The sequence below is a fragment of the Chryseobacterium luquanense genome (assembly GCF_026460945.1).
GTDB classification, from domain to species: domain Bacteria; phylum Bacteroidota; class Bacteroidia; order Flavobacteriales; family Weeksellaceae; genus Chryseobacterium; species Chryseobacterium luquanense.
Genome location: NZ_JAOVZV010000016.1, coordinates 109,477 through 133,188, shown reverse-complemented (window position 1 = coordinate 133,188; position 23,712 = coordinate 109,477). Strand labels below are relative to the sequence as shown.

The following is a 23,712-nucleotide window of genomic DNA, read 5'->3' as shown; positions in this document are numbered from 1 at the left end:
ACTTTTATGAATTGGGAAAAGATTGGTGCTTTTGATGCACAAAAGTATACTAAAAATTGGTTTCAACATTCAGCTTTGCAACCTACTCCAATTGTTTTACAAAATGAAATTAGAGTTTTCTGTGGCTTTCGAGATGCTTCGGGTATCTCAAGAGTCGGCTTTGTAGATTTGGATATAAATGACCCATCAAATATTTTGAGAGTTAGCGATAATCCTGTATTAGATATCGGTACTCCTGGATGTTTTGATGACAATGGAGTTGTTCCAAGTGCAGTTTTAAGTTTAAAAGATAAGATATACCTTTATTATGCAGGATATCAAATCCCAAAAAATGTACGATTTTTAGTATTCGGAGGACTTGCAGTAAGTGATGATTTTGGCAAGACTTTTACCAGATGCTTCAACGTACCAGTTTTAGACCGTACTCAAGATGAACAACTCTTTAGAGTTGCTCACTCTGTATTAGAAATTAATAATGAATTTCATGCTTTTTATGGAGGTGGGTCTGATTTTGATTCTGGTAAAGACAAAACATTACCAAAATATGATATCAGACATTTAAAATCTCAGAACCATGACGAATTTCCCAAATCAGGAAATATACTCCTTAAATGTGAAAAAAATGAACATCGTTTAGGGAGACCTTATGTGTTTAAAAATAAGAACCTATATGAAATGTATTTTGGTTATGGTACCGAAGAAAATCCATATTGGTTAACTTCGGCGGTCTCTAAGGATTTAGAGAATTGGCAAAGAAATCGAGAAAGAATTATTCCAAAAGGTAGTGATATGAATGATGATAAAATGCAAGCATATCCTGCTGTTTTTGAAGTAAATGAGACAAAATATTTACTTTATAACGGTAACGATTATGGCAAGTATGGCTTTATAATATGCAAAGAAATTTGATGTTACAAAAGTGGTTTCTATATTGAATATATTTTAAATATGATTAAATTTTTAGACCTTCAAAAAATCAATTTAAGACACGATGATCAGATTAAAAATCGTATTCATCAGGTTTTATCAAGAGGTTGGTATCTTCTAGGAGAAGAAAATAAAATATTTGAGAAAAATCTCAGTCAATACATTGGTTGCAAAGAAGTAATTGGCGTTGCAAATGGTTTAGATGCACTTCGTCTGATCCTGAAAGCCTATATTGAATTAGGAATTATCCAGGAAGGTGATGAAATTATAGTTCCAGCCAATACTTACATTGCAAGCATATTGGCAATTACAGACAACAAGCTTGTACCTGTTTTAGTAGAACCGGAAATTAATACCTACAACATTGATATTTCGAAAATAGAAGAAGCAATTACACCGAAAACCAAAGCAGTATTAATTGTTCATTTATACGGTCGAGTTGTATTTTCTAATGATTTACAAAAGATCGCAAAAAAGTACAATCTAAAATTAATAGAAGACAATGCTCAAGCGATAGGAGCAAAATATAATGGAACAAAGACTGGAAATTTGGCTGATGCAGCGGGATTCAGTTTTTATCCGGGTAAAAATTTAGGCGCTCTTGGTGATGGAGGTGCTGTTTCTACAAACGATGCTTTATTAGCAAAAACGATTCGGGCATTAGCAAATTATGGTTCTGAAGAAAAATATGTCAATCAATTTAAAGGACTAAACTCTCGTTTAGACGAAATACAAGCCGCAGTGTTAGATGTAAAACTACAGTATCTTGACGCTGATAATGATATAAGAAGACAAATTGCAGAAAAATACATTTCCGGAATCAAAAATTCAAAAATTATCTTGCCAGAAAACCCTAAAAATGAGCATGTATGGCATGTTTTTGCTGTGAGGACAACTGAAAGAGAAAAATTCCAGAAACATCTTTCTGAAAATGAAATACAATCTCTAATACATTACCCGATTCCTCCACATAAACAACAAGCGTATAAAGAATTAAATCACCTAAGCTTTCCCATTACAGAACATATTCATAAAGAAATAATCAGTTTGCCTATAAGTCCTGTAATGACAGAGGGGGAAATAGATTACGTCATCAAAACAGTAAATGAATGGCAGTAAGTGATGCTCCTTTAGTTTCCATTGGTCTTTTATGTTACAATACAGGAAAATATGTCGTAGAATCTCTTGACTGTGTCAAAAGGCAGAATTATCCGAATGTTGAACTTATAATCATTGATGATTGCTCTACTGATGAGGTTTCTGTCTCACATATTAAGGAGTGGCTAAACCAAAATCAAGATTTAGGCTATAAAACTTATGTAAATTTCAGACAGAAAAATGAGGGTGTTCACGCTGGTTTGAATGAAATTTTAGATAAATCAACTGGTAAATATTTAACTTTTATTTCTGATGATTTGTGGAGCGATGATAAATTAATAAAACAAGTAGATCACTTAGAAAAATTAGGGGACGAATATGCATTATACTATGGAAAAATGCTATCCATAGATAAAGACAGTCAACTTTTAAAAGAAGAAAAGCATCAACATTATTTCCCAGATGACAATGAATTGCCTAAAGGAGATATTTTTGCGCATTGCATCAATAATTTTAGCTTTTGGATTCAATCCTGTACTATTAGATTGGATTTATTAAAAAAAATTAATTTTAAATTTAATAAAAATTATATTTCAGAAGATTGGCACTTAATCTTGGGCATTGCAAGAAATTATAAAATTTATGGTAACAGCAATGTGAGTGCATACTATAGATGGCTCGAAAATTCTATTACCCGCCAACTTTGGCAAGAAAAAAATATGCACAATATTTATTTCTCACAATTTGATATGATCTTTTCTTTTCTAAATCATAGTAAAAACAATTCTTTAGATAATCTAGTGATTACTAAAAAACTTATGAATTTACTATTAGGAATAAATTGTTACAATTACATAATAAAATGGAATCTATTAAGAAAATACTTTTTATTGGTTTCTCAATCCAAAAACAAGAGATATCTTATTGAAAGATTTTCACAAATTTTAAAAACCATGTACAAATGAATTTGCCAAAAATATCAATCATAACACCTTCTTACAATCAGGCACAATTTCTTGAGGCTACAATTCTTTCCGTACTCGGACAAAATTATCCTAATTTGGAATATATCATAATGGATGGTGGAAGCACTGATACGTCTTCGGAAATTATTAAAAAATATGAGAATAAACTCGCATATTGGCAATCAAAAAAAGACAGAGGACAGGCAGATGCCATTAATCAGGGATTCGAAAAAGCTACCGGAGATATATTAATGTGGCTAAACAGTGATGATCTTTTAATGCCTGATGTACTTAATTTTATAGCTGAAAAATATTCAGAAGATTCTACAAAACTGTATTACGGAAACTGCATTCATTTCAGAAACGATGATAGTGTGATGAGTTGGGGAAGCGATGTTGTAAAAAAGACAGTTGATAATAAATTAAATGAACTGGATTACATTATCCAACCATCTTCATTTTGGCCTAAAACTATTTGGGAACAAGTAGGTAAATTAAACGAAGAAATTCATTTTGGTTTTGATTGGGAGTGGTTTTTAAGAGTTCAGCAAAAATTTGAGCTTCAACCCATAGCTAAATGTATTTCTATGTATAGAATACATGATAATCATAAATCTGGAACGGGCGGGGACAAAAGACAGATAGAGCTTTTGAAAATCTATAAATCTTATAATCCAGAACTATCAGAACTTTATAAATTACTGATAAATGAAAATTTAGATGAAGTAAGAAATTTCAGTACTCTAAAGTTTAAGATTAAAGAAAAAATTGGCAGACATACTAGTTTTTTTCAGAAGCTTAAGACTAAAAACAGTAGCTATAAAAAGTTTACAAATAAACAAATCGAACAGTTATTGACAATGCTTTAAAATACTAACATGACTCCAAAAATATCCGTTATCACCATCAGTTACAATAATAAAAAAGGTCTTGAAAAAACACTAAAAAATGTGATTTCACAGAGTTTTTCAGATTTTGAATATATCATTATTGATGGCGGTTCTCAGGATGGAACTAAAGATATTCTTGAAAAATACTCCGACAACATCACTTATTGGGTCAGTGAACCTGACAAAGGGATTTATAATGCGATGAATAAAGGAATTACTGCGGCAAAAGGTGAATATCTAATATTTATCAACAGCGGTGATCATTTCTACGATGAAAATTCTTTATCTGTAGCTGCAGCACATTTATCAGGAGAAGACATTATCTATGGTAATTTAGAATTGGTAAGTGATGAGCACACTTACATTAAAAAATATTCTTCAGAGTTATCGTTACTTTACTTCTATGATCAATCCCTTCCTCATCCCGCCACATTTATCCGTAAAGAAGCATTTCAAAAATGGGGTAATTATGATGAATATCTTAAAATAGTCTCAGACTGGAAGTGGTTTTTGATTTCTATATGCACACATCAGGCAAGTTTTAAACATATTGATGAAACAATTTCAACGTTTTATCTTGACGGCATTAGTTCAATTAAGCAAAATCAAGAAAAAATAGATAACGAAAAAGAACTTACGTTTTCTGAGTATTTTCCAATGGCAAAATACGATCTGCAGAAATTGTCAGCATTACAGAACGAAAATAAAAGACTCTTAAATGCAGAAAATAAATTTAATCATCTGAAAAAATACAGGCTTGTAAAACTCCTAAACTCCCTCGGATTGATAAAAATCCCGCAATAACAATGTAAACAGATTACAGAGGATAATCAGTAAACTTTTAAAATTATAAAGAAAGCTGAATCCGACAGAAATTGATTGCATCAACACTTCTTAACAAAATATCTTTATAGCTGATTTTTTAATATCTTTACTACTCTAAAACACAGTATGTCTCAGGCTTTTATTTCCATTATCGTTCCGTGCTATAATCAAGAGAATTATCTTAATGAATGTCTAGAATCTGTTTTTAAGCAGACATATAGCGATTGGGAATGTTTCATCATCAATGATGGCAGCACAGATCATAGCGAGGCAATCGCAAAAAACTGGACTCATAAAGACCCACGCTTCAAATATTTAAAAAAAACTAATGAGGGGCCATCTGCTGCAAGAAATTTAGGCCTAGAAAAATCATCAGGAAACTGGATTCTCTTTTTGGATGGTGATGATGTAATGAGTGAAGATAAATTACATAAATCTTTATCGTATTCTGAAAATCACGACATGATAATTTCAAATTTTGGAATGTTGACAAATAACGTAATATCTGAACCTTTTTCAGACCTTAAAAAGTATGAGATCAACCTTGAAAATATTGTAAAAAGATGGGATATTGATTTTAACATTCCGATTCATACCATACTTTTCAAAAGAGATTTAATTAAAACAATCACCTTTAAAAAGGAGCTGAAAGCAAAAGAAGACTGGATATTTTGGATTAGCATCTTTAGTAAAAATGTTCCTTCAGTCTATTTTATAGATGAAGCTTTGGTTTTATACCGCCAACATCAGAAAGGAATTTCTAAAAATTTCATCAGTGTATATAACGACAGTCAAAAAGCTAACGAATTTATTTTCAATACTTTTGGAGACAATATTAAAAAAATGTTATTCGAACGTCTCAATATGCAAAATTACATTCTCAATAATGAAAATCTAAATCAAAAAACCTATATAAGACAACTACAAAATACTAAAGTTTTAAAATATTACCTTAAATTTAAGTCACTGTGGTATCCCAAAAAGTAAATATCTCTGTAGCACTTTGCACTTATAATGGTGAAAAATATCTTTCTGAGCAGTTAGACAGTATTTTCCTGCAATCTGTTTATGTGGATGAGATTGTAATTTGTGATGATTTGTCTACAGATCAAACCTTGGAAGTCATTCAAAGTTATTTAGATAAATATCCTGAACGTATTAAGTTAATCGTGAATGAACAAAATTTAGGATATGTAAAGAATTTTGAAAAAGCCATCTCAAAAACTACAGGTGACCTTATTTTTCTTTCAGATCAGGATGATATATGGCTAAAAAATAAAGTAGAGACAGTTTTGAATGAATTTAAAAATCATCCAACAAAAAATGTTTTCAGTCATGATTTGGAAATCTTAAGTGAAAATGGTGAAATAATTAAAACATCTTTTTGGGAAAGTCCAAACTTTAAAAAACAATTTAACAATGCGCAGATTCTGGAATATTTACTTTTTGAAAAAAATGTTTTTCCGGGAATGACCTTAGGCATTACAAAAAATGCCAAAGAAGAATATTTTCCTCTTAAAAAAATAAACACGACCATTATTCATGACTATGAAATTGTTTTAAAATCATGTAATGATGAAAAATTTATGATTATACCTGAAGTTTTATCGAGTTACAGGATTCATGAAGGACAGAATATCGGTTTCAACAACAATAAAAAACCTAAAGATGATTTATCTGAAATTTATGATAAAATCAAAAGACTTAAGTTTGTAGAAAATTCAGTAGTTGGTTTAAATCTAAATCCAAAACTTTACAGTAATTATAAAAAAAAGTGTAAATCTGATTATAAACAATTTATTAGTAACCTTTCGTTTCCAAAAAATATCATAACCCATTTGAAAATGAAATATTATTATAAAATTTTAAATTTTTAGAGTAGAAGACATAACAAATGATTATAGGAAAGGGGCTTATAGCAAAATCTTTACAAAACATAGACTCTGAGGATATTGTATTCTTCGCTTCAGGAGTTTCTAATTCTCTGGAAACTAAATTCACGGAGTTTGAAAGAGAGTTTTCCTTGCTTCAAAGAAGTATTGAAGAAAATAAAGAGCGTCAAATTATTTACTTTTCAACTTTAAGTGTAAATGATCAATCAAAACAAGACAGCCCTTACGTAATTCACAAACTTAATATTGAGAATTTCATAAAGAACAATTGCAAAAAATACCTTATTGTAAGAATAGGAAATGTTGTCGGAAAAGGGGGAAATCCCAACACTCTTTTTAATTTTCTAAGAGAACAAATAAATAATGCGTCCCCTTTTGTACTACACAACAAAGCGACTAGAATACTGATTGATATTGATGATATTTCTGAATTTCTTTCTCAGCACTCTTCTACTCTAACCAATCAGACCATCAATTTATCTTTTCCATATAATTACAGTTTAAAAGAAATTATATCTTCAATTGAGGAAAGTATCGAGAAAAAAGCTGTTTACAAAGAAACGGAACTGGGAGATTGCTACAAAGTAGATTTTAATGATCACACAAAAGTTTTTTTCTCAGAATATAGTTCGGATGAATATTTAAAGAAACTTATTCAAAAATATTATTAAGCAAAAGTATGCCCAATATTCAAATCATTATTGTCACTTATAATGCCATGAAATGGGCAGAAAGATGCTTTAAAAGTTTACAGCAATCAACTGTTGGTGTACAAACTATTGTGATAGATAACGGCTCTTCTGATGGCACTCAGGAATATATAAAAATAAATTTTCCGGAAGTTACTTTCATACAATCGGAAAAGAATTTGGGTTTTGGGAAAGCAAATAATATAGGAATTGAAACAGCATATAAAAACGGCGCAGATTTTTTCTATTTGATGAATCAGGATGCCTGGATTTATCCGGATAGTATTGATAAGCTATTAAAAGTTTATCATGAATATCCAAATAAAAACGAAATTGGTATAATGAGCCCAATGCAGATGGATGGTTCTGAGAAACTTTTGGATATTTTTTTAGATAAATATATTGCCATTAATTTTGAGAAAACGCGATTAATTTCAGATTTTTATTTTCAGACTGTAAAAGATTATTATGAGATAAGCTTTGTGAATGCCGCTCATTGGTTTATTCCTAAAAATACAATAGATACAGTTGGCGGATTTAATCCTTACTTTTTTCATTATGGTGAGGATAATGAATATGTAAACAGAATTCACTTTCATCAAAAAAAACTTCTTCTCATTCCCTCGAGCAAAGTTGTACATGATGGAAAACAGAGTTTAAGTAAGGTGGATCCTAATCTGTTTCAGGATTTAACTATAGAAACTAAAATAATAAATCCTAATCTATCAGATTCTTTACAAAAAGAGAAAAGAGCACTAAAGCAAAGCATGGTAAAAAATTCTCTTACAGGAAACCTCACACAATACAAAAAATTACTCCAGAAATATAAAAAAATAAAAAAAGAAGAGGAAATTTTGTCTGAAATAGCTTTATTAGTAAAACAACGGAGCTCTACATTTCTTAATATTTAATAATTTACGTATTTTTGGCTCACACAAAAACATTATAAGGTGAAAATCACGATTGTAATCCCAGTTTATAATTCTTCACGATTTCTAGACAAAACACTTAAAGCAGTTGATGACCAGAAAAACATTTCCAATTGGGACTTAGAATTAATCTTAGTTGAAGACGGAAGCCCTGATAACAGTTTTGAAGTAATAGAAAAACTTTCTGACCATTATGGCTATATAAAAGCAGTTAAATTATCTAGAAATTTCGGACATCAGATTGCCGTAAAAACTGGTTTAAGTTACTCAACAGGTGATTACATCGCTATTATTGATGATGATTTACAGGATCCACCTTCCCTACTTCCCCGATTTTTCCAAGAACTCGACAATGGGTATGAAGTAGCCTATGGAGTGAGAAAGAAGAGAAAAGAGAGTGAAGCAAAAAAATTAGCCTACACAAGCTTTTACCGTTTACTCAACTCTATAAGTGACACCAAAATTCCTTTAGACTCAGGTGATTTTTGTGTAATGACAAAAAACATTAAAGATAAAATGCTTTCTCTCAATGAGCAAAATCCTTACCTCAGAGGAATTAGAGCATGGGTAGGCTACAAGCAGGTTGGTGTGGAATATGAAAGAAGCGGAAGAATTGAAGGAGAGTCTGGTTATTCACTGAAAAAGCTTATCAAAATAGCAAAAGATGGCATATTCTCTTTTTCTTCGCTGCCTTTACAGATTATTAGCTTATTAGGAAATATTGGATTATTCATTTCATGTGTTTTTACAATATTTACGGTAATAAGATACTTTAATAACAAAATTGATGTTGCAGGTTATACAACGCTCATCATTATGATTATGTTTTTTAACTCAATCTTGCTTATTTCCTTAGGAATAATCGGAGAATATATCTATAGAATTTATAACGAAGTAAGAAATCGCCCCTACACAATTATTGAAAAAACGATTAATATATAAACAACTGGCAAATTAACTTTTGCCAAACTGTGAATTGCCAAACACCAATTCGCACCATGAAAGATTACACGACTATGAAAGAAAATATAAAAAAAATCCTTAAACCAGAGAGTCCTTATGAATATAAAGACAAAAAATTTGTTTTTACTCCTTTTGAAGAAGAAATAGTTTCCGATTCTTTAGATAAGATTAAAACATTTTTCAAAAATTTTCAAGCTTTTTATGATTTTTTAATTTACATTATTTCACCTCAGTACCCTTCCCGATATTTTTTTCTAAAAAGACTGTTATCTAAGACAAAGAATAAAAATGAAGTTATTTTAAATCTTGGTAGTGGTTACACAGATTTAAGAGACGACATAATAAATGTAGACCTTATCCCCTACAAACCAGTGGATGTTGTCTGTGATATTACCCAACTTCCTTTTAAAGATAATAGTGTTGATCAAATTATCAACATTGCTGTTCTTGAGCATGTTCCGAATCCTCAAGCCGTAATTTCAGAAATTTACAGAGTTTTGAAACCCGGAGGAAAGCTTCTTTGCGAAATCCCATTTATGCAGGGTTTTCATGCTTCACCTTACGATTTTCAAAGATTTACGTACGAAGGAATAAAGGTGCAGTTTAAAGACTTTAAAAACATTAAAATCCACGCTAATAGCCCAACAGGCGGAATGCTTTGGCTGCTTCAGGAATGGGTTGCTATGTTGCTTTCTTTTGGTATAAAACCATTGCATAATTTAATTTTAATTGTATTAATGTGTCTTACATTTCCCATTAAGTTTCTAGATGTAATTTTACAAAAACATCCTCTCAGTAAAAATATTGCTTCTGCCTTTATTTTTGAATGCGAAAAATAGTCCGGATGAATAAGATACTACAAAATTCAGGTACTACACTTTACTCTATTATATTTTTTATCGGAGCTCTATTTGTAGCTTGTATAACATATATGAATTTAGATAAAGGCTTTATCTTTAATGATGAAGCTTACTATCTCTCCTACTATAAAAATCAGGGAGAAAGCTTAAGCTTCGACAGAACAAATTTTTTCAGAATATTTAAATTTCTCTATACTCCAAACGTATATATTTTCAGAATAATATCGATTACAACATTAGTTTTGAGTAATTTTCTGTTGTTCTTTTCTACTTTAAAATATTTTAATTTCAAAAAAAATATCTTTTTTTTAAGTTTCTTAGGAATACTGATAGGATTTGAAACCTGGAGCATCAGTAATTTAATTTTACATCAGTACATTGGAAATACCATTCTAGTAAACTGTGGAGTTTCGTTAATTCTTTTGTCATTTATTTATCAAAAAAAATGGATTCTTACAATAGCAGGATTTGTAATTTCTTTCGTTTTATTTAACGGAAATTCCCACAGCATTATAGTTATTCCTATAATACTTTATTTGTTTTTCCAAAACTCAAAACAGTGGAAATCGAATTTTCTTTATTTTTTCATTGGCTTTTCTGTCGGAATTATAATTTACTTTACCTTTCTAGACACACTTGATAATTTTATTTATCAATTAAAGTTTTTGAAAGAATATCTTCCGTTCCATAGAAAGCAACATTCTAAAACCTTTATGGTTTTATGGGCAGTTTATTTGTTTTTAAATGGTATTCTACCATCATTTATTGTTGGCTTACTATTCTGGAGAATTAAATTAAAAATAGAAATTTTTGATAAATTCATTGCTGTTCTCGGTATAGTTTGTCTTTCTCTTTTTATATTTTTCCCGAGCTACTATATTTTCTTTTTCATTTTATTAACACATTTATTGGCTCTTCGATTTATGTTAAATAAAGAAACATCTAAAGAATCTAAATATTTCGTTATTCTTCTTTTATTGATACCATATTGTCTCGCATTTGGCTCACAAATTTGGTTTCACATTCGTTTAAATGTCTATAAGTTTTATTATTTTCTTTTAATTTTTATTGTAATCAATAAGCTGTATAAAAATAAATTATGGATGCTGGGTTATCTTATTTTCATTTGTTTAATGGTCATTAGATTTCCCGATATTTTAAACAATAAAGGCTGGAAAGACTTTGTATTTACAGAACAAACAGAAAAAGTTCAAATTAATGGGTATGACTTATATTTAGATAAAGGAAGAAAAAAAGACATTGAAGATCTACGACCTTATCTTCAAAATCAAAAAAATGTCATTTATTCAAGTAATCATTTAATGGGATATTTGTATATTTTAGATGCTTCACCGCCTATTTATTATTATTTTACATTAAAAGATTATCTAAGTTTCATCATTAAAAAAACGAATAAAACGCCTGATGATTTTATTTACATAGAAAGTGACGATTATCCTTTCAGTCCAAAAGAAATTGTACCTTTAAAATTCGTAAGTCATCCCGAAAAATATAAGGTTAAAAAAGCCGGAAGATTTACACTTTATCTACCTTCTCATTTTCAAAAAACACAAAAATGATTTCAATAGTAACTGCATACTATAATCGAAGAGAATTGTTTATAAGAACTCTGGAGAGTATTAAAAATCAAAACCACAAAAGTTCTTTTGAAGTAATTGCCGTTGATGATGGTAGTGATGAACATGAAAGGCTGGAGGATTTAACAGCGGAATATTTATTTTTAAAAATAATTCGATTAGAAAAAAAAAATAAATGGTACAGCAATTCATGTGTACCTTTCAATATAGGATTTAAAGCTGCAAAAGGAGATAAAATTATCATTCAGAATCCTGAATGTCTGCATTATGGAAACGTATTAGATTACGTCGAAAAGAATTTAACCGATACCGATTATTTATGTTTTTCATGTTTTTCGCTGGATAAAGAAATTACGGACAATCTGGATGACAGACTTCAAAATAAACACTTCATAGAGCAGTTAATTTCGTCAAATGCTCTTATACACGGAAAAGACGGTAGAAATGGGTGGTATAGTCATTCGGAATACCGACCGATGCCATTTCACTTCTGTACTGCAATAACAAATAAAAATTTAAAAAAATTGGGCGGATTTGACGAACTCTTTTCATTAGGAATCGCTTATGATGACAACGAATTTCTTTGCAGAATAAATAAAAAAAAATTGAATGTAAGGTTTATAGATAATGAGATTGTTTTACACCAAAATCACTATTTACCAACTTCTACATCATATCAAAGCCGCAGCAATAAAGAAGTTTTAATGGAGAAAAATCTTGATATTTATAGAAATATTACGATTAATAAAAGTTTTGTATCTAATCGCATTATAAAAAATTTGCCCTCATTATTGAAAGCTGTATATATCCCGAGAGAAATTTATTTTTGGAAAACTTTTATCGGTTTAAAAAAAATGATTAAAAAAATAATTAAATCGTAAACAATGTGCGGAATAGCAGGAATTATCTCTCCAAACGCCAAAAATTATAAAGCCGAAATTCAGCAAATGACCGATGCGATTGCATACAGAGGTCCCGATTCTGCACATCATGAATTTTTTGACAATGCAGCTCTTGGCCATCGCAGACTTTCCATCATTGATTTGTCTGAAAATGGAAAACAACCCATGTTTTCGGACACTAAAAACGAATGTATTGTTCTGAATGGCGAAATTTATGGGTATCAGGAAATAAAAGATCTTTATGCTGACTATTCATATCGCGGAGGATCTGATACCGAGGTAATATTGGCAATGTATCAGAAAAAACAGGAAAAACTGATCATTGATCTTCCCGGAATGTTTGCTTTTGCAATCTGGGACGAAAAAAAGCAACAGCTATTTTGTGCAAGAGATCGTTTCGGAGAAAAACCTTTTTACTATGCAACAGGTAAGAATGGCGAGTTTATTTTTGCCTCTGAAATAAAATCAATCATCGCTTCCGGATTAATAAAACCCGAAATAGATAAGCAACAGATTGCTTATTACTTGAAAAACGGATACATTCATCCCCATAAAACGATTTATAAAAATATATTTAATCTAAAACCTGCCCATACTTTAATTCTAAAAGAGGGAAAAATAGATATACAACCCTATTGGAAAATTCCTACACAAACTTCAACGTTAAGTCTTGACGAGAGCGTAGAAAAATTTAAGTATTTACTCGACAATGCTGTGAAAAAACAGTTAGTAGCAGATGTTCCGGTAGGATCTTTTCTTTCCGGCGGTTTAGATTCCAGTACGATTGTGGCAGTTGCTTCTCAATACAAAAAAAACCTAAAAACTCTTGTCTACGGATATGAAAATGGTGATCTTAATGAAATGCCTTATGCAAAAGCTATCGCAGACAAATATCAGACTGATCATTATGTTTTATTAGATAAAAAACAAAAAATTTCGCAAACCCTTCAGGAAGTTTATTCTTACATGGATGAGCCATTGATGGATTCTTCGTTGTTACCGACTCATTTAATTTTTAAGGAAGCTTCTAAAAATCTAAAAGTTGTCCTTTCCGGAGATGTTGGTGACGAATTGTTTGGCGGCTATACATTTTATAAATACAATATAGATCTATCTCAAAAAGGATTCTATCCAAACTATCTTTCTAAAATGTTTCTTTTAGCCAATAAATTTAGAAATATGGGGTCTGAAAGACTTCATAGAGCACAATTTAACGATACAATAGATTTTCATCAGAATAAGGTGAGAAATTATTTTAGTAATTCTGAAATTAAAGAATTGGGAATTACAGCTCAAATTCCAACGCAGGATTTCAGTTTTGAACCTACGGGAAAAGATTTTAATGATTTGATGAGAATCGATCTTGAAAAATATGTTCCGGGAAATATGCTTCTAAAAGGTGACCGAACGTCGATGTATAACTCTGTAGAAGTGAGAATTCCTTTCTTGGATATTGATTTTGCCGAATTTTGTATTCAGCTTCCTTGGCAATATAAAGTGAATAAGTCTGAAGATAAAATAATTTTGAGAAAAGCTTATTCAAAAGCATGGACAGAAGAAATTGCCAATCGCGGAAAGAACGGTTTTGCAGCCTCTGTTAACGAATGGTTCAAGGAAAAAGAACTTCAGGAATTAAGCAATAACTTACTTACAAACCCTCAAAGCTACATTTTTAATTATTTGGATTTTAAGCAGGTTCAAAAAAAACTCAATTACCAATTGCAGCATTGGAGTCTTTTGGTTTTAGCGCTTTGGTTTGAGAACAATAAAAATTATTTTAAATAGATGAGAATAGGTTTGGCAGAAAACGGTTATCCCATTAAAAGGAACATTTTAAATAAAGTTCCCGGCTATAAGTATATCGTTTTACGGAAGAATAATAACCTTTTCCATACCCTATCTACTCTAAAGAATTTGATTTTCAGAAGAAAACTAAATTTTGAAGGAAAATATTTTTTTTACCAAAGGCCAAAAATTGACGTTCTTCATCTGTATAATGACATCAATTATTCATCACAAAAATGGGTGGCCTCTTTTGAAACTTTAGTACCAAGATTTCCTGAAACCAAAAATGATCATCAAAAGACAACACCTTCTCATCAAATCAATAAAAAAACTGAAAAAGCATTTAAAAAAATAAGTGATGATAATTGCCTTGGAATAATATCAATAAGTCAGGCTTCAGCAAATATCCAATTGGAATTATTAAAAAACTACTCCCATTTTGAAAAAGCCGTAAAAAGCAAACTAACCATTATTCATCCTTCACAAAACATTATTAATCGCAATAATGAAGAAATTTATCAAAACACAGAGACTCTTCAGCTTATCTTTATCGGCACTCAATTTCATTTGAAAGGCGGCGTGGAAATGATAGAAGTTTTAAAAAATCTGAAAGAAAAATATCAATTCAGACTTACCATCGTTTCTTCATTTAAAACAGATCATTATGTAACCAAAGTCACTGAAAAGGAAGCCAATGAAACAAAACAGCTTTTAAAAAAAGAAGACTGGATTGACATCTTTGAAAATATTCCGAATGAACAGGTTTTAGAACTGATCAAAAAATCTCATATTGGTCTTTTACCAACCTGGTCGGATACTTATGGTTTTTCTGTTTTAGAAATGCAGGCAGCCGGAGTCCCTGTAATTACCACAGATATAAGAGCGCTGCCGGAAATCAACAACACCGATTGCGGATGGCTGATTAATCTCCCTCAAAATCATTTAAAGCAAGCTTTGTATTTTACTGAAGAACAAAAAGAAAATTTAAAAATCACCTTGAAAAATCAGTTGGGAAATATTTTAAAAAATATTTTTGAAAATCCTGAGCAGCTTTTTGAGAAATCAAAAAAATCGGTACAGCGAATTGAGGAAATGCATAATCCTACCATTGTAGCTGAAAAATTAAAAGAAATTTATAAAAGAGCATGAATATTTCCGTCATCATTCCGGTGTACAATGCTGAAGCTTTTTTGGAGAAAGCCGTAGCTTCTGTGCTTATTTTTGAGGAAGTAAAAGAAATTTTATTGATTGAAGACTGTTCTTCTGACCGTTCTTTGAAAGTGTGCAATAATCTTATTAAAAAAGATTCAAGAATAAAACTGCATCAACATCCAGACAAAGGAAATCACGGAGCCGGAGCTACAAGGAATTTAGGTATGAAAAAAGCTTGCTCAGAATTTATTGCTTTTCTAGATTCTGATGACTATTATCTTCCAAACCGCTTTGATGCTGAGAAAAATATTTTTAAGGATCCTAAAATTGATGGCGTTTTCGGTGCTCTTGGTGTAGAGTATCTTTCTGAAAAAGGGAAACAGGAATTTCAGGAGAAATTTAAAGACACTCAGCTTACAACAGTAAAGTTTAATGCGGAAGGCAATGCTGTTTTCCGAGGTTTGCTCAATCTAACTTCAGATTTTTTTGGGACTTTTTTTCATTTAAATACTTTAACAATAAGAAAATCTGCATTACAGAAATCTAACCTGCAATTTAACGAAGAGCTACGAGTTCATCAAGATTCAGATTTTATTACAAAGCTGGCTCATCACTGCTATTTAAAATCAGGAATAATAGGTAAGGCTATTGCGGTAAGAGGAGTACACGATAATAATAGGATTACAAAGATTAAAATCTATTCTAAAGAATATAATCAACGTCAATTGTTGCTTTGGAAATCATTATACAACTGGTCTGAAAAAGTTAATTTGAAATCTGACGAAAATAAGTATTTGTTTTTACAGTATAAAGCTTTTCAGCTTTCCATACAAAAGGGCTTGCCAAAATTTGCGAACTTATTATTTGCAATTGTTCAGTATCCCGATATCCTTAAAACAAGGTACAGATTTACTTATACTCATATCAATGAAGCTTAATAATTTACAAATATTAAGAGGGATTTCTGCATTGTTAGTATGCTGTTTTCATTTCCGGGAAGACATTAACTTTTCGAATTTTAAAGCGGGCGATGCATTATTTAAAAACGGCAGTATTGGTGTTCCCATTTTTTTTGTGATCAGTGGTTTTATCATGAATTATACAACTCGTAAGTTAAGGATTCAAAAAAATACGGTTTATTCTGAAATTATAGTGTTTATCAAAAAACGAGCAATTAGAATTTTACCGCTCTACTATTTACTAACATTTTTGTGGATTGCTGTTGGAGGAGGATTGATATATTTTCAAGATAAAGCTCTTCTTTCGAGACTCATGCATTCATTACTATTTCTTCCTCAGAAAAGTGCACCACCCGTTTTATTTTTAGGATGGTCGCTAAATTATGAAATATTTTTTTATATAGTATTTGGTATATCGCTGTTTTTCAAACAGAAAAGAAGTTTGTTTATCACATTGTTTTTCATATTTTTTTACATATTAGGCCATTTTCTGACTATAGATAATCCTTTTTGGATGATGATAACAAGCAGTCTCAATATATATTTTATTATGGGAATTTTATTATCTATTTTTCTTAGCAAAGTTGATATCTCAAAAACAACAGCCCTATTATTATCTTCCTCAGGTATTATATTGTTTTTTTTATTCTTTTTTAATTTTATAAATTTAAAAAGTGAATTGATTATAGTTGGGACTGTTTCGGGATTGGTATTTTCTTTTTTGTTAGGTGATTACTCTTTAAAGATAAAAGGTAATAAATTTTTAATTTTTTTAGGCGATATCTCATATTCACTATACCTTTCACACCCATTTGTAGAGGTCTTTTTCAGAAGGTTTAAAACTGATGGTTTATATACCATTCCTTTTTTCACTCTTAAAATCATTTTTGCAATCGGTGTAGCTGCTTTTTTGTATTATTTTATTGAAAAAAAGGTAACCTATTATTTAAAAACAAAATTAAAAGTTTGATCTATAAATGAAAATCTCAGTCATCATACCTGTTTACAACGCAGAAAAATTTATAACTCAGGCTGTAGAATCTGCTCTACAGTTTGATGATGTTTTTGAAGTGATTTTGGTAGAAGATCAATCTCCGGATAACGCATTGGAAGTCTGCAAAAATTTATCTGTAAAATTTAGCAGAGTAAAATTATTTCAGCATCCTGATAAAAAAAATCATGGAGCTGGTGCAAGCAGAAATTTAGGTATTGAAAAAGCTTCGGGAGAATTTATAGCTTTTCTTGATGCTGATGATTACTATTTATCTAACCGTTTTGATGCTGAAAAAGAGCTTTTCAAAAACATAGAAACAGATGCTGTTTATGGGGCAATTGGAGTAGAGTATTATTCTGAGAAGGCAAAAGAACAATATTATCACATTTATCAGGATAAACTTGATACTGTTTATAAAAAAACCAATCCTAAAGATGTTTGTCCAGGACAAATGAATCTTCGCGGAAGCTTTGGACTCATTCATCTTGACACTTTAACATTAAGAAAATCTGCACTCACAAAGGCAGATAGGATGTTTGATGTTTCTTTAAGATTACATCAGGATACAGAGTTTACAACAAGACTGTCTTTTTACCTTAATTTTTATACAGGAATTAACGAAGATGCTATAGCAATAAGAGGTGTACACGAAAACAATAGAATTACAAAAGTAGAAACGAAGCAAATCAATCCTGCAAGCACAAAAGTTCTATACTGGCAAAAACTAAAAGAATGGGCAGAAAAAGAAAAGCGAATACCTTTGGAATATAAAACTCACATTACAAGAATGCATCGCAGCTTTGAGATTGCAAATGCTAATTTTCCTAAGAAATTGGGGATGATTTTTAAATATTTAATATTAGACTATCCAAGTATTCGTTCAGGGTTGTATAATATTAATTTTCGAGAAGGTTTATTATGAGTAATTTTTCACAGTCGTGTCCATTTAAAATATTATAAACCAACTTTTGTTTTTTATTAAATCTTCTACTATTTTATCGGAATTTGGATAAGTTCTTTTAATTCTGAAATCTACTATCCTTTATTTTACAAAAACTCCTATATACTTTCCTTCATATTCAACAACAGTCGTTGCAATATTTTCTCGTTCGCAAAAATCCTGAAAAGCAGAATTATCATTTATATCATCTGAAATAAATACACCTCCTTTTCGTAATCGTGGATAAAGTGTTTCATAACCCCATCTCATTCCTTCATAAGACTTATCAGAATCATAATGAATAACATCAATTTCTCCGCTTTCCTTTAAAATTTTCGGTAAAGATTCTCGATCGGCATGGCGAAAAAGCTTCCAGTTTGTTTTTAAATCTTCAGGAACGATACAACCAACATATTGATCACCATTTTGACCTAAATATGGCATATCTGAGCTGTATAAAGTTCCGTTTCTTTTTTGCAAAGAAGTAAGAGTGGCAAACGAACTCCATCCATAGGCAACTCCTGTTTCAATTACAGCTTTTGCCTGAGTAAATTCACACGCACTGTATAAAAGTTCCAAAGCTCCTGCACCTCCCATTTTTATCGGGCAATTATTTTGTTTTTCTAACGCTTTCTGAAATTCCTGAGGATACTTTTCTGAAAAAAGCTGAAAATCAAGATTAAACAATTTTCTTATCGCATTTTCTTGACTTACAGCAACTTGAGAAGCCCAAAGGTTAGTTTTTTCCTTGCCTTTAAAAGCGCTGTTTCTTTTAAAAATATTTTTGATGATTTTCCTTCCTAATTCAGGATAAAGATCTGGTCTTTTAAGATAACCTATAAAAGTCTTAAGAACTCTTGCTATTTCGCTCAATGTGTTTGTTTTAATTGTTACAAAAATAAGATTTTTATCTGATTTATTATTTTTAAGAATAATTATATTTGTGGAAAATTTATTACAAAAAACAATGATGAAGTTTTCTGTTCTCGTTGCCAACTACAATAATGGCAAATTTTTCAAAGATTGCTATCAATCTATATTAGCACAAGAATACAAAAACTGGGAAGTTATTATCATTGATGATTGTTCTACAGATAATTCGGTAGAAATTATTAAAAGTATAATTGGTGATGACAAACGTTTTAAAATCTACGAAAACGACGCAAATTATGGAGTTGGAGTGACAAAATCCAAACTAATTGAGTTTGCAACAGGTGATTTGTGCGGATATCTTGACCCTGATGACATTATAAAACCTAATGCATTAAAAAGTCCGGTAGAAGTTTTCAAAAAAAATAAAGACATCGTTCTTACGTATTCCAGATTGGCAAAATGCGACGAAAATCTTAACATCTTAAATGAATTTAAATCTGCGATGCAGGTTCCAAACGGAAGCAAAGTATTTTTTAATTTCCCTATTCAGATTGCACCTTTTGTAGCTTTCAGAAGAAATGTTTATTTAAATCAAACTAATAAAATCAATCCCGAACTTAAAATTGCCGAAGACCAGGATTTATATTTTAAAATGTATGAAGTAGGAAAAGTGCAATTTATTGATCAAACCGATTATTTATACAGAGCTCATTCTGGAGGAATTTCCCAAAATGACAATAAGCAAAAATCTTACGAATATTACGCCCGTTCAATTTGGGAAGCCATGAAACGAAGAAATATTTCGCATATCAATGGTAAACCAATTCCTGAAAGCTATGAAAAAACACAGGAAATTTTCGATATATTGGAGTATCAGAATAAAATTCCTTTCCGGATTAAGAAAAAAATTCTCGTAATTTTACAGAAACTGTTTGGGTAATGAATGAAAAAAAAATAAAGGTTCTTTTCAGACATCGCTCTATGGAAATGGGTGGAGTAGAAAAAGTTGTTTTAAGCATGTTAAATAATCTTGACAAAGAAAAATTTGACATGACCATCTGTTTAAACATTAACCAAGGTGAGCTTCGAGACGAATTTCCGTCAGACATCCGAAAAGTCTACATTGCAGACGGTAAAGAAGATTTTTCGAAAAACGGAATTATTAATAAAATTCAGCTTCTCAGGAGAAAACTAAAACTTGAAAAAGCAGAGAAAAACCCGGAAATTGCTGACCGTATTTTAAATGAAAAATACGACGTTGAAATCGCTACAACGTATTCTGTATATAAAACGGTTTTAAACTCGACGAATAAAAATTCAAAGAAAATTGCGTGGTTGCATTCTGATCTAACTTTAGAAGGATTCAACCCATATCGTGAAGAGATTTTTAAGAATCTGCAACAGTTTGAATATATCATTTATGGTTCTCAACAATGTAAAGATGCTTTAGACGAAAAATTTCCAGATGTGAATTTTCCACCTGGAAAAGTTGTTTTAAACGCAATTCCTATCAAAGAAATAAAAGCTAAAGCAGTTGAATTTGTTCCTGATAAAGAGGAAACCCCAACGTTCGTTTCTGTAGGAAGACTTCACTTCAGAAAAGGTTACAAAACGCTTCTGGAAGTTCATAAAAAATTATTAGATAATGGATATCTTCATCATATTCAAATCATCGGTGACGGAGAAGATTACCAAGAACTTTCAAACAGAATTAATGAATTAAACGTTCAAGATACGTTCAAGCTTTTGGGCACAAAACTCAATCCTTATCCATTTGTAAAAAATAGCGATTTCTATATCATGCCTTCCGAAAGTGAAGGTTGGCCGCTTATTATTGCAGAAACATTAATTTTACAAAAGCCAATTTTAGCAACAAATGTAGGCGGAATACCCGAAATGATTACCCACGAAAAAACAGGTTATTTGGTGGATTATTCTCAAGAAGGTTTATATCAAGGGATGAAAAAATTTCTTACTGATGAAAATCTACTATCAACAATTAAAGAGCATTTGAAAAGTATTGAAGAGAAATTTGACAATAAAAAAATATTTGATGCTGTTGAAGAAATTATTTCAGACACCGTTTCAAAGTAAAAAGGTTTAAATTAAAACACAAATTACAGAATGAATAAATTTATAGAAAACTTATATCTCTCATTTGAAAAAAACGGTAACAACACCTGTTTAAGTATTGAAAATACAAATCACACTTATACAGAAGTTTTTAATTTCGCACAACAGATCAGAGTACAATTAGAGCATACAGATTCTCAGAATATCGGTATTTATCTTACGGATGACGTTTTTATGTACGCTTCCATTTTAGCGGTTTGGCTGGAAGGTAAAACTTACGTTCCTATACATCCTGATTTCCCTTTAAGCAAAAACTTAAACGTTATACATCAAGCAGATATTGAAATTATTTTATCTTCTGTTGAAGTTTCAGGAAATTTTGAGGTTCAAATTTTAGATAGCAAAAATGATTTTGGAAAAGAGGCTACATCTCCCAAAAACTCTTCTATCAACAATAACGCCTATATTTTATTCACGTCAGGAAGTACTGGAAATCCAAAAGGAGTTCCCATACAGTTTTCTAATCTATTTTATTTTGCAGAATCATTTCATGCAACTTTTGGTGAGCTGAAAAATATAGATTGTGTTTTACAAATGTTTGAACTTACTTTTGACCTTTCGGTGATGAGCTACCTTATTCCTTGGTTAAACGGAGCAAAAGTGGTTGGTCTTCACAAAAAAGAAACAAAATATTTGCAGATTTTAGACCTTTTGGAAGCAGATAAAATTACAGTTGCATTAATGGTTCCGAGTATTTTGAATTTAATTATTCCTTACTTGGATTCAGAAATAAAAAACAAAAGTTTAAGGCTAAATTTATTCTGTGGTGAAGCTCTTCTTACCAAACAAATTGAAAACTGGAGAGATTTTATACCTCAAGCTCAAATCTACAACGTCTACGGCCCAACTGAAAACACAATTTTTTGTACCCACTATAAAATTGATGAAAAAATAAAAGAAAAAAACGGAATTATCAGCATTGGAAAATCGATGATTAACAGTAATATGAGTTTTTTCGAAGATAAAACAAATGAGGGAGAACTCTTACTTTCAGGAAAACTTCTAACACAATTTTACTGGAAAAATGAAGAAAAAACCAACGAAACTTTTATCAATAAAAACGGAGAAAGATTTTACAAAACAGGAGATTGGTGCATTAAAGATGAAGATGGAGACTTCTTTTATACAAACAGAATAGATTTTCAGGCTAAAATAAATGGTTTCCGGGTTGAGCTGGCTGAAATTGAATATTTTGCCAATCAAAAGCTTGAAAATGCAATTAGTGTTTCAGTTTTAAGTAAAGATAATGGAAATAATGATATATTAATTTTATGTATTAATGATCTCTATGCTGATGAAAATCAAATCATTTCACATTTAAAAAACAATTTACCAGATTATTGCATTCCCTCTAAAATTTTAAAATTAGAAAACTTCCCTATCAATACATCCGGAAAAATAGACCGAAATGAATTAAAAAAAATGATCTAATGAATATCAGAAAAGCCAATAAAACAGATATCCCGTTTATCGTCAATGCAATTGTGGAAATAGAAAACTTTTCAGACACCAATACATTCAACAACCTATTTGGTACAAACATAGAAACAACAAAAAGTTATCTTGAAACATTTTTAAATGACGACGAAAATCTTAACACAGAATTTTCGCTAAATACCTACAGTATTGTAGAATTTGATGGAGAACGTGCTGCTTGTTGCAGTATATTTCTTACCAACTCAGATTATTATCAAAACAAAAGCGAGCTATTCCCTATTCATCTAAAAAAGGAACATTTAAATATTTTCATTGAAAATGCAAAAAGTCTTCCTGAAACAAAAAAGATTTCCACAAACAAATATTTTCTTGAATATCTTTATGTAGACAAAGATTTTCGAAGTAAAGGTATCTCTAAACCACTGATTGAGCATTTGGTTAATCAAACCGACAGAATGTACCTCATCCCTTTGGTAAACAATACTTTTGCGATAGAATATTATAAAAGATTGGGATTTTCAGAAGATGAAAATGTTGGAATTTTCCCTATTGACAGAGAAGAAAATCCTATTTACCCGTATAGCCACAAAATAATGTTGTACAGAGACAATAAGAAAACGGATTAAGAAAACTTGTCTAACCCAATAATATCAACTAAATCATTTACCGTATTAACGCTTCTGAAACCTCTAGGATTGATTTTTACATCAAATTTATCTTCCACCAACTGAAGAATTACAACAGCAGATAAAGAACCATAGTTTTCAAGTTCTTTAAAGTTTGTTGTAGGATTAATTGCAGCTTCTTCTTTAAGCTCGGTTCTGATTAATTCGCAGAAATCTTCTACCTTCATAATTGTATTTTTCAGAAGCAAATTTATAAATTATATTTAACTTTGTTC

24 protein-coding genes are annotated in these 23,712 nt (G+C 30.6%); 22 read left to right on the top strand and 2 right to left on the bottom strand.

The features are described 5' to 3' along the window. Positions 1-6 precede the first annotated feature (6 nt). The 18 genes from OEA66_RS14860 (at position 7) to OEA66_RS14775 (ending at position 18,350) form a co-directional block, all read left to right on the top strand. Positions 7-909 (top strand): glycoside hydrolase family protein, encoded by a 903-nt coding sequence (locus OEA66_RS14860; protein ID WP_267282132.1) that lies wholly within the window; start codon positions 7-9, stop codon positions 907-909. Positions 910-948: 39 nt separating this feature from the next. Continuing rightward, entirely contained in the window at positions 949-2,046 is a 1,098-nt protein-coding gene (locus OEA66_RS14855) for a DegT/DnrJ/EryC1/StrS family aminotransferase (RefSeq protein ID WP_267282131.1), read from the top strand. After that, entirely contained in the window at positions 2,037-2,990 is a 954-nt protein-coding gene (locus OEA66_RS14850; RefSeq protein ID WP_267282130.1) for a glycosyltransferase family 2 protein, read from the top strand. The genes OEA66_RS14855 and OEA66_RS14850 overlap by 10 nt, the downstream gene beginning before the upstream one ends. Continuing rightward, positions 2,987-3,859 carry a glycosyltransferase family 2 protein gene (locus tag OEA66_RS14845; RefSeq protein WP_267282129.1) on the top strand — a complete coding sequence of 291 codons (873 nt, stop codon included), beginning with the start codon at positions 2,987-2,989 and terminating at the stop codon, positions 3,857-3,859. Before OEA66_RS14850 ends, OEA66_RS14845 begins: the two co-directional genes overlap by 4 nt. 9 nt (positions 3,860-3,868) lie before the next feature. Further along, positions 3,869-4,684 carry a glycosyltransferase family 2 protein gene (locus OEA66_RS14840; RefSeq protein WP_267282128.1) on the top strand — a complete coding sequence of 272 codons (816 nt, stop codon included), beginning with the start codon at positions 3,869-3,871 and terminating at the stop codon, positions 4,682-4,684. A gap of 147 nt (positions 4,685-4,831) precedes the next feature. Then, complete coding sequence (locus OEA66_RS14835; RefSeq protein ID WP_267282127.1) at positions 4,832-5,692, top strand: glycosyltransferase family 2 protein; 861 nt, start codon at positions 4,832-4,834, stop codon at positions 5,690-5,692. Next, positions 5,674-6,582 (top strand): glycosyltransferase, encoded by a 909-nt coding sequence (locus OEA66_RS14830; RefSeq protein WP_267282126.1) that lies wholly within the window; start codon positions 5,674-5,676, stop codon positions 6,580-6,582. The genes OEA66_RS14835 and OEA66_RS14830 overlap by 19 nt, the downstream gene beginning before the upstream one ends. 17 nt (positions 6,583-6,599) lie before the next feature. Then, the gene (locus tag OEA66_RS14825; RefSeq protein WP_267282125.1) at positions 6,600-7,268 is read left to right on the top strand and encodes an NAD-dependent epimerase/dehydratase family protein; all 669 of its coding nucleotides are present in this window, start codon (positions 6,600-6,602) and stop codon (positions 7,266-7,268) included. 8 nt (positions 7,269-7,276) lie between these two features. Beyond that, complete coding sequence (locus tag OEA66_RS14820; RefSeq protein WP_267282124.1) at positions 7,277-8,197, top strand: glycosyltransferase family 2 protein; 921 nt, start codon at positions 7,277-7,279, stop codon at positions 8,195-8,197. A 39-nt stretch (positions 8,198-8,236) separates the two neighbouring features. Then, on the top strand, positions 8,237-9,157 hold the full coding sequence (locus tag OEA66_RS14815; RefSeq protein ID WP_267282123.1) for a glycosyltransferase family 2 protein: 921 nt from the start codon (positions 8,237-8,239) through the stop codon (positions 9,155-9,157). A 74-nt stretch (positions 9,158-9,231) separates the two neighbouring features. Continuing rightward, positions 9,232-10,017 carry a class I SAM-dependent methyltransferase gene (locus OEA66_RS14810; protein WP_267282122.1) on the top strand — a complete coding sequence of 262 codons (786 nt, stop codon included), beginning with the start codon at positions 9,232-9,234 and terminating at the stop codon, positions 10,015-10,017. A 5-nt stretch (positions 10,018-10,022) separates the two neighbouring features. Next, positions 10,023-11,618, top strand: a complete 1,596-nt coding sequence (locus OEA66_RS14805) for a glycosyltransferase family protein (RefSeq protein WP_267282121.1) — start codon at positions 10,023-10,025, stop codon at positions 11,616-11,618. Continuing rightward, on the top strand, positions 11,615-12,517 hold the full coding sequence (locus OEA66_RS14800; RefSeq protein ID WP_267282120.1) for a glycosyltransferase family 2 protein: 903 nt from the start codon (positions 11,615-11,617) through the stop codon (positions 12,515-12,517). The genes OEA66_RS14805 and OEA66_RS14800 overlap by 4 nt, the downstream gene beginning before the upstream one ends. Before the next feature lie 3 nt (positions 12,518-12,520). Then, positions 12,521-14,323: an asparagine synthase (glutamine-hydrolyzing) gene (gene asnB, locus OEA66_RS14795; RefSeq protein ID WP_267282119.1), complete on the top strand. Its 1,803-nt coding sequence runs from the start codon at positions 12,521-12,523 to the stop codon at positions 14,321-14,323. Next, complete coding sequence (locus tag OEA66_RS14790) at positions 14,324-15,472, top strand: glycosyltransferase family 4 protein (RefSeq protein ID WP_267282118.1); 1,149 nt, start codon at positions 14,324-14,326, stop codon at positions 15,470-15,472. Then, entirely contained in the window at positions 15,469-16,413 is a 945-nt protein-coding gene (locus OEA66_RS14785) for a glycosyltransferase family 2 protein (protein ID WP_267282117.1), read from the top strand. The genes OEA66_RS14790 and OEA66_RS14785 overlap by 4 nt, the downstream gene beginning before the upstream one ends. Next, positions 16,403-17,404 carry an acyltransferase family protein gene (locus OEA66_RS14780; RefSeq protein WP_267282116.1) on the top strand — a complete coding sequence of 334 codons (1,002 nt, stop codon included), beginning with the start codon at positions 16,403-16,405 and terminating at the stop codon, positions 17,402-17,404. Before OEA66_RS14785 ends, OEA66_RS14780 begins: the two co-directional genes overlap by 11 nt. A gap of 7 nt (positions 17,405-17,411) precedes the next feature. Then, the gene (locus OEA66_RS14775) at positions 17,412-18,350 is read left to right on the top strand and encodes a glycosyltransferase family 2 protein (protein WP_267282115.1); all 939 of its coding nucleotides are present in this window, start codon (positions 17,412-17,414) and stop codon (positions 18,348-18,350) included. A gap of 120 nt (positions 18,351-18,470) precedes the next feature. On the opposite strand, the gene OEA66_RS14770 is transcribed toward OEA66_RS14775, so the two are convergent. Beyond that, on the bottom strand, positions 18,471-19,241 hold the full coding sequence (locus OEA66_RS14770; RefSeq protein ID WP_267282114.1) for a class I SAM-dependent methyltransferase: 771 nt from the start codon (positions 19,239-19,241) through the stop codon (positions 18,471-18,473). A 94-nt stretch (positions 19,242-19,335) separates the two neighbouring features. On the opposite strand from OEA66_RS14770, the gene OEA66_RS14765 reads away from it, so the two are divergent. From OEA66_RS14765 to OEA66_RS14750, 4 genes are read left to right on the top strand one after another with little or no spacing between them, the layout of a single operon-like run. After that, the gene (locus tag OEA66_RS14765) at positions 19,336-20,181 is read left to right on the top strand and encodes a glycosyltransferase family 2 protein (protein WP_267282113.1); all 846 of its coding nucleotides are present in this window, start codon (positions 19,336-19,338) and stop codon (positions 20,179-20,181) included. Then, positions 20,181-21,335 (top strand): glycosyltransferase, encoded by a 1,155-nt coding sequence (locus tag OEA66_RS14760; protein ID WP_267282112.1) that lies wholly within the window; start codon positions 20,181-20,183, stop codon positions 21,333-21,335. Before OEA66_RS14765 ends, OEA66_RS14760 begins: the two co-directional genes overlap by 1 nt. A gap of 30 nt (positions 21,336-21,365) precedes the next feature. Next, on the top strand, positions 21,366-22,805 hold the full coding sequence (locus tag OEA66_RS14755; protein ID WP_267282111.1) for an AMP-binding protein: 1,440 nt from the start codon (positions 21,366-21,368) through the stop codon (positions 22,803-22,805). Then, positions 22,805-23,437 (top strand): GNAT family N-acetyltransferase, encoded by a 633-nt coding sequence (locus OEA66_RS14750; RefSeq protein WP_267282110.1) that lies wholly within the window; start codon positions 22,805-22,807, stop codon positions 23,435-23,437. Before OEA66_RS14755 ends, OEA66_RS14750 begins: the two co-directional genes overlap by 1 nt. Here OEA66_RS14750 and OEA66_RS14745 read toward each other — a convergent pair. Continuing rightward, complete coding sequence (locus OEA66_RS14745) at positions 23,434-23,664, bottom strand: acyl carrier protein (RefSeq protein WP_267282109.1); 231 nt, start codon at positions 23,662-23,664, stop codon at positions 23,434-23,436. The genes OEA66_RS14750 and OEA66_RS14745 overlap by 4 nt on opposite strands. Positions 23,665-23,712: the final 48 nt, after the last annotated feature.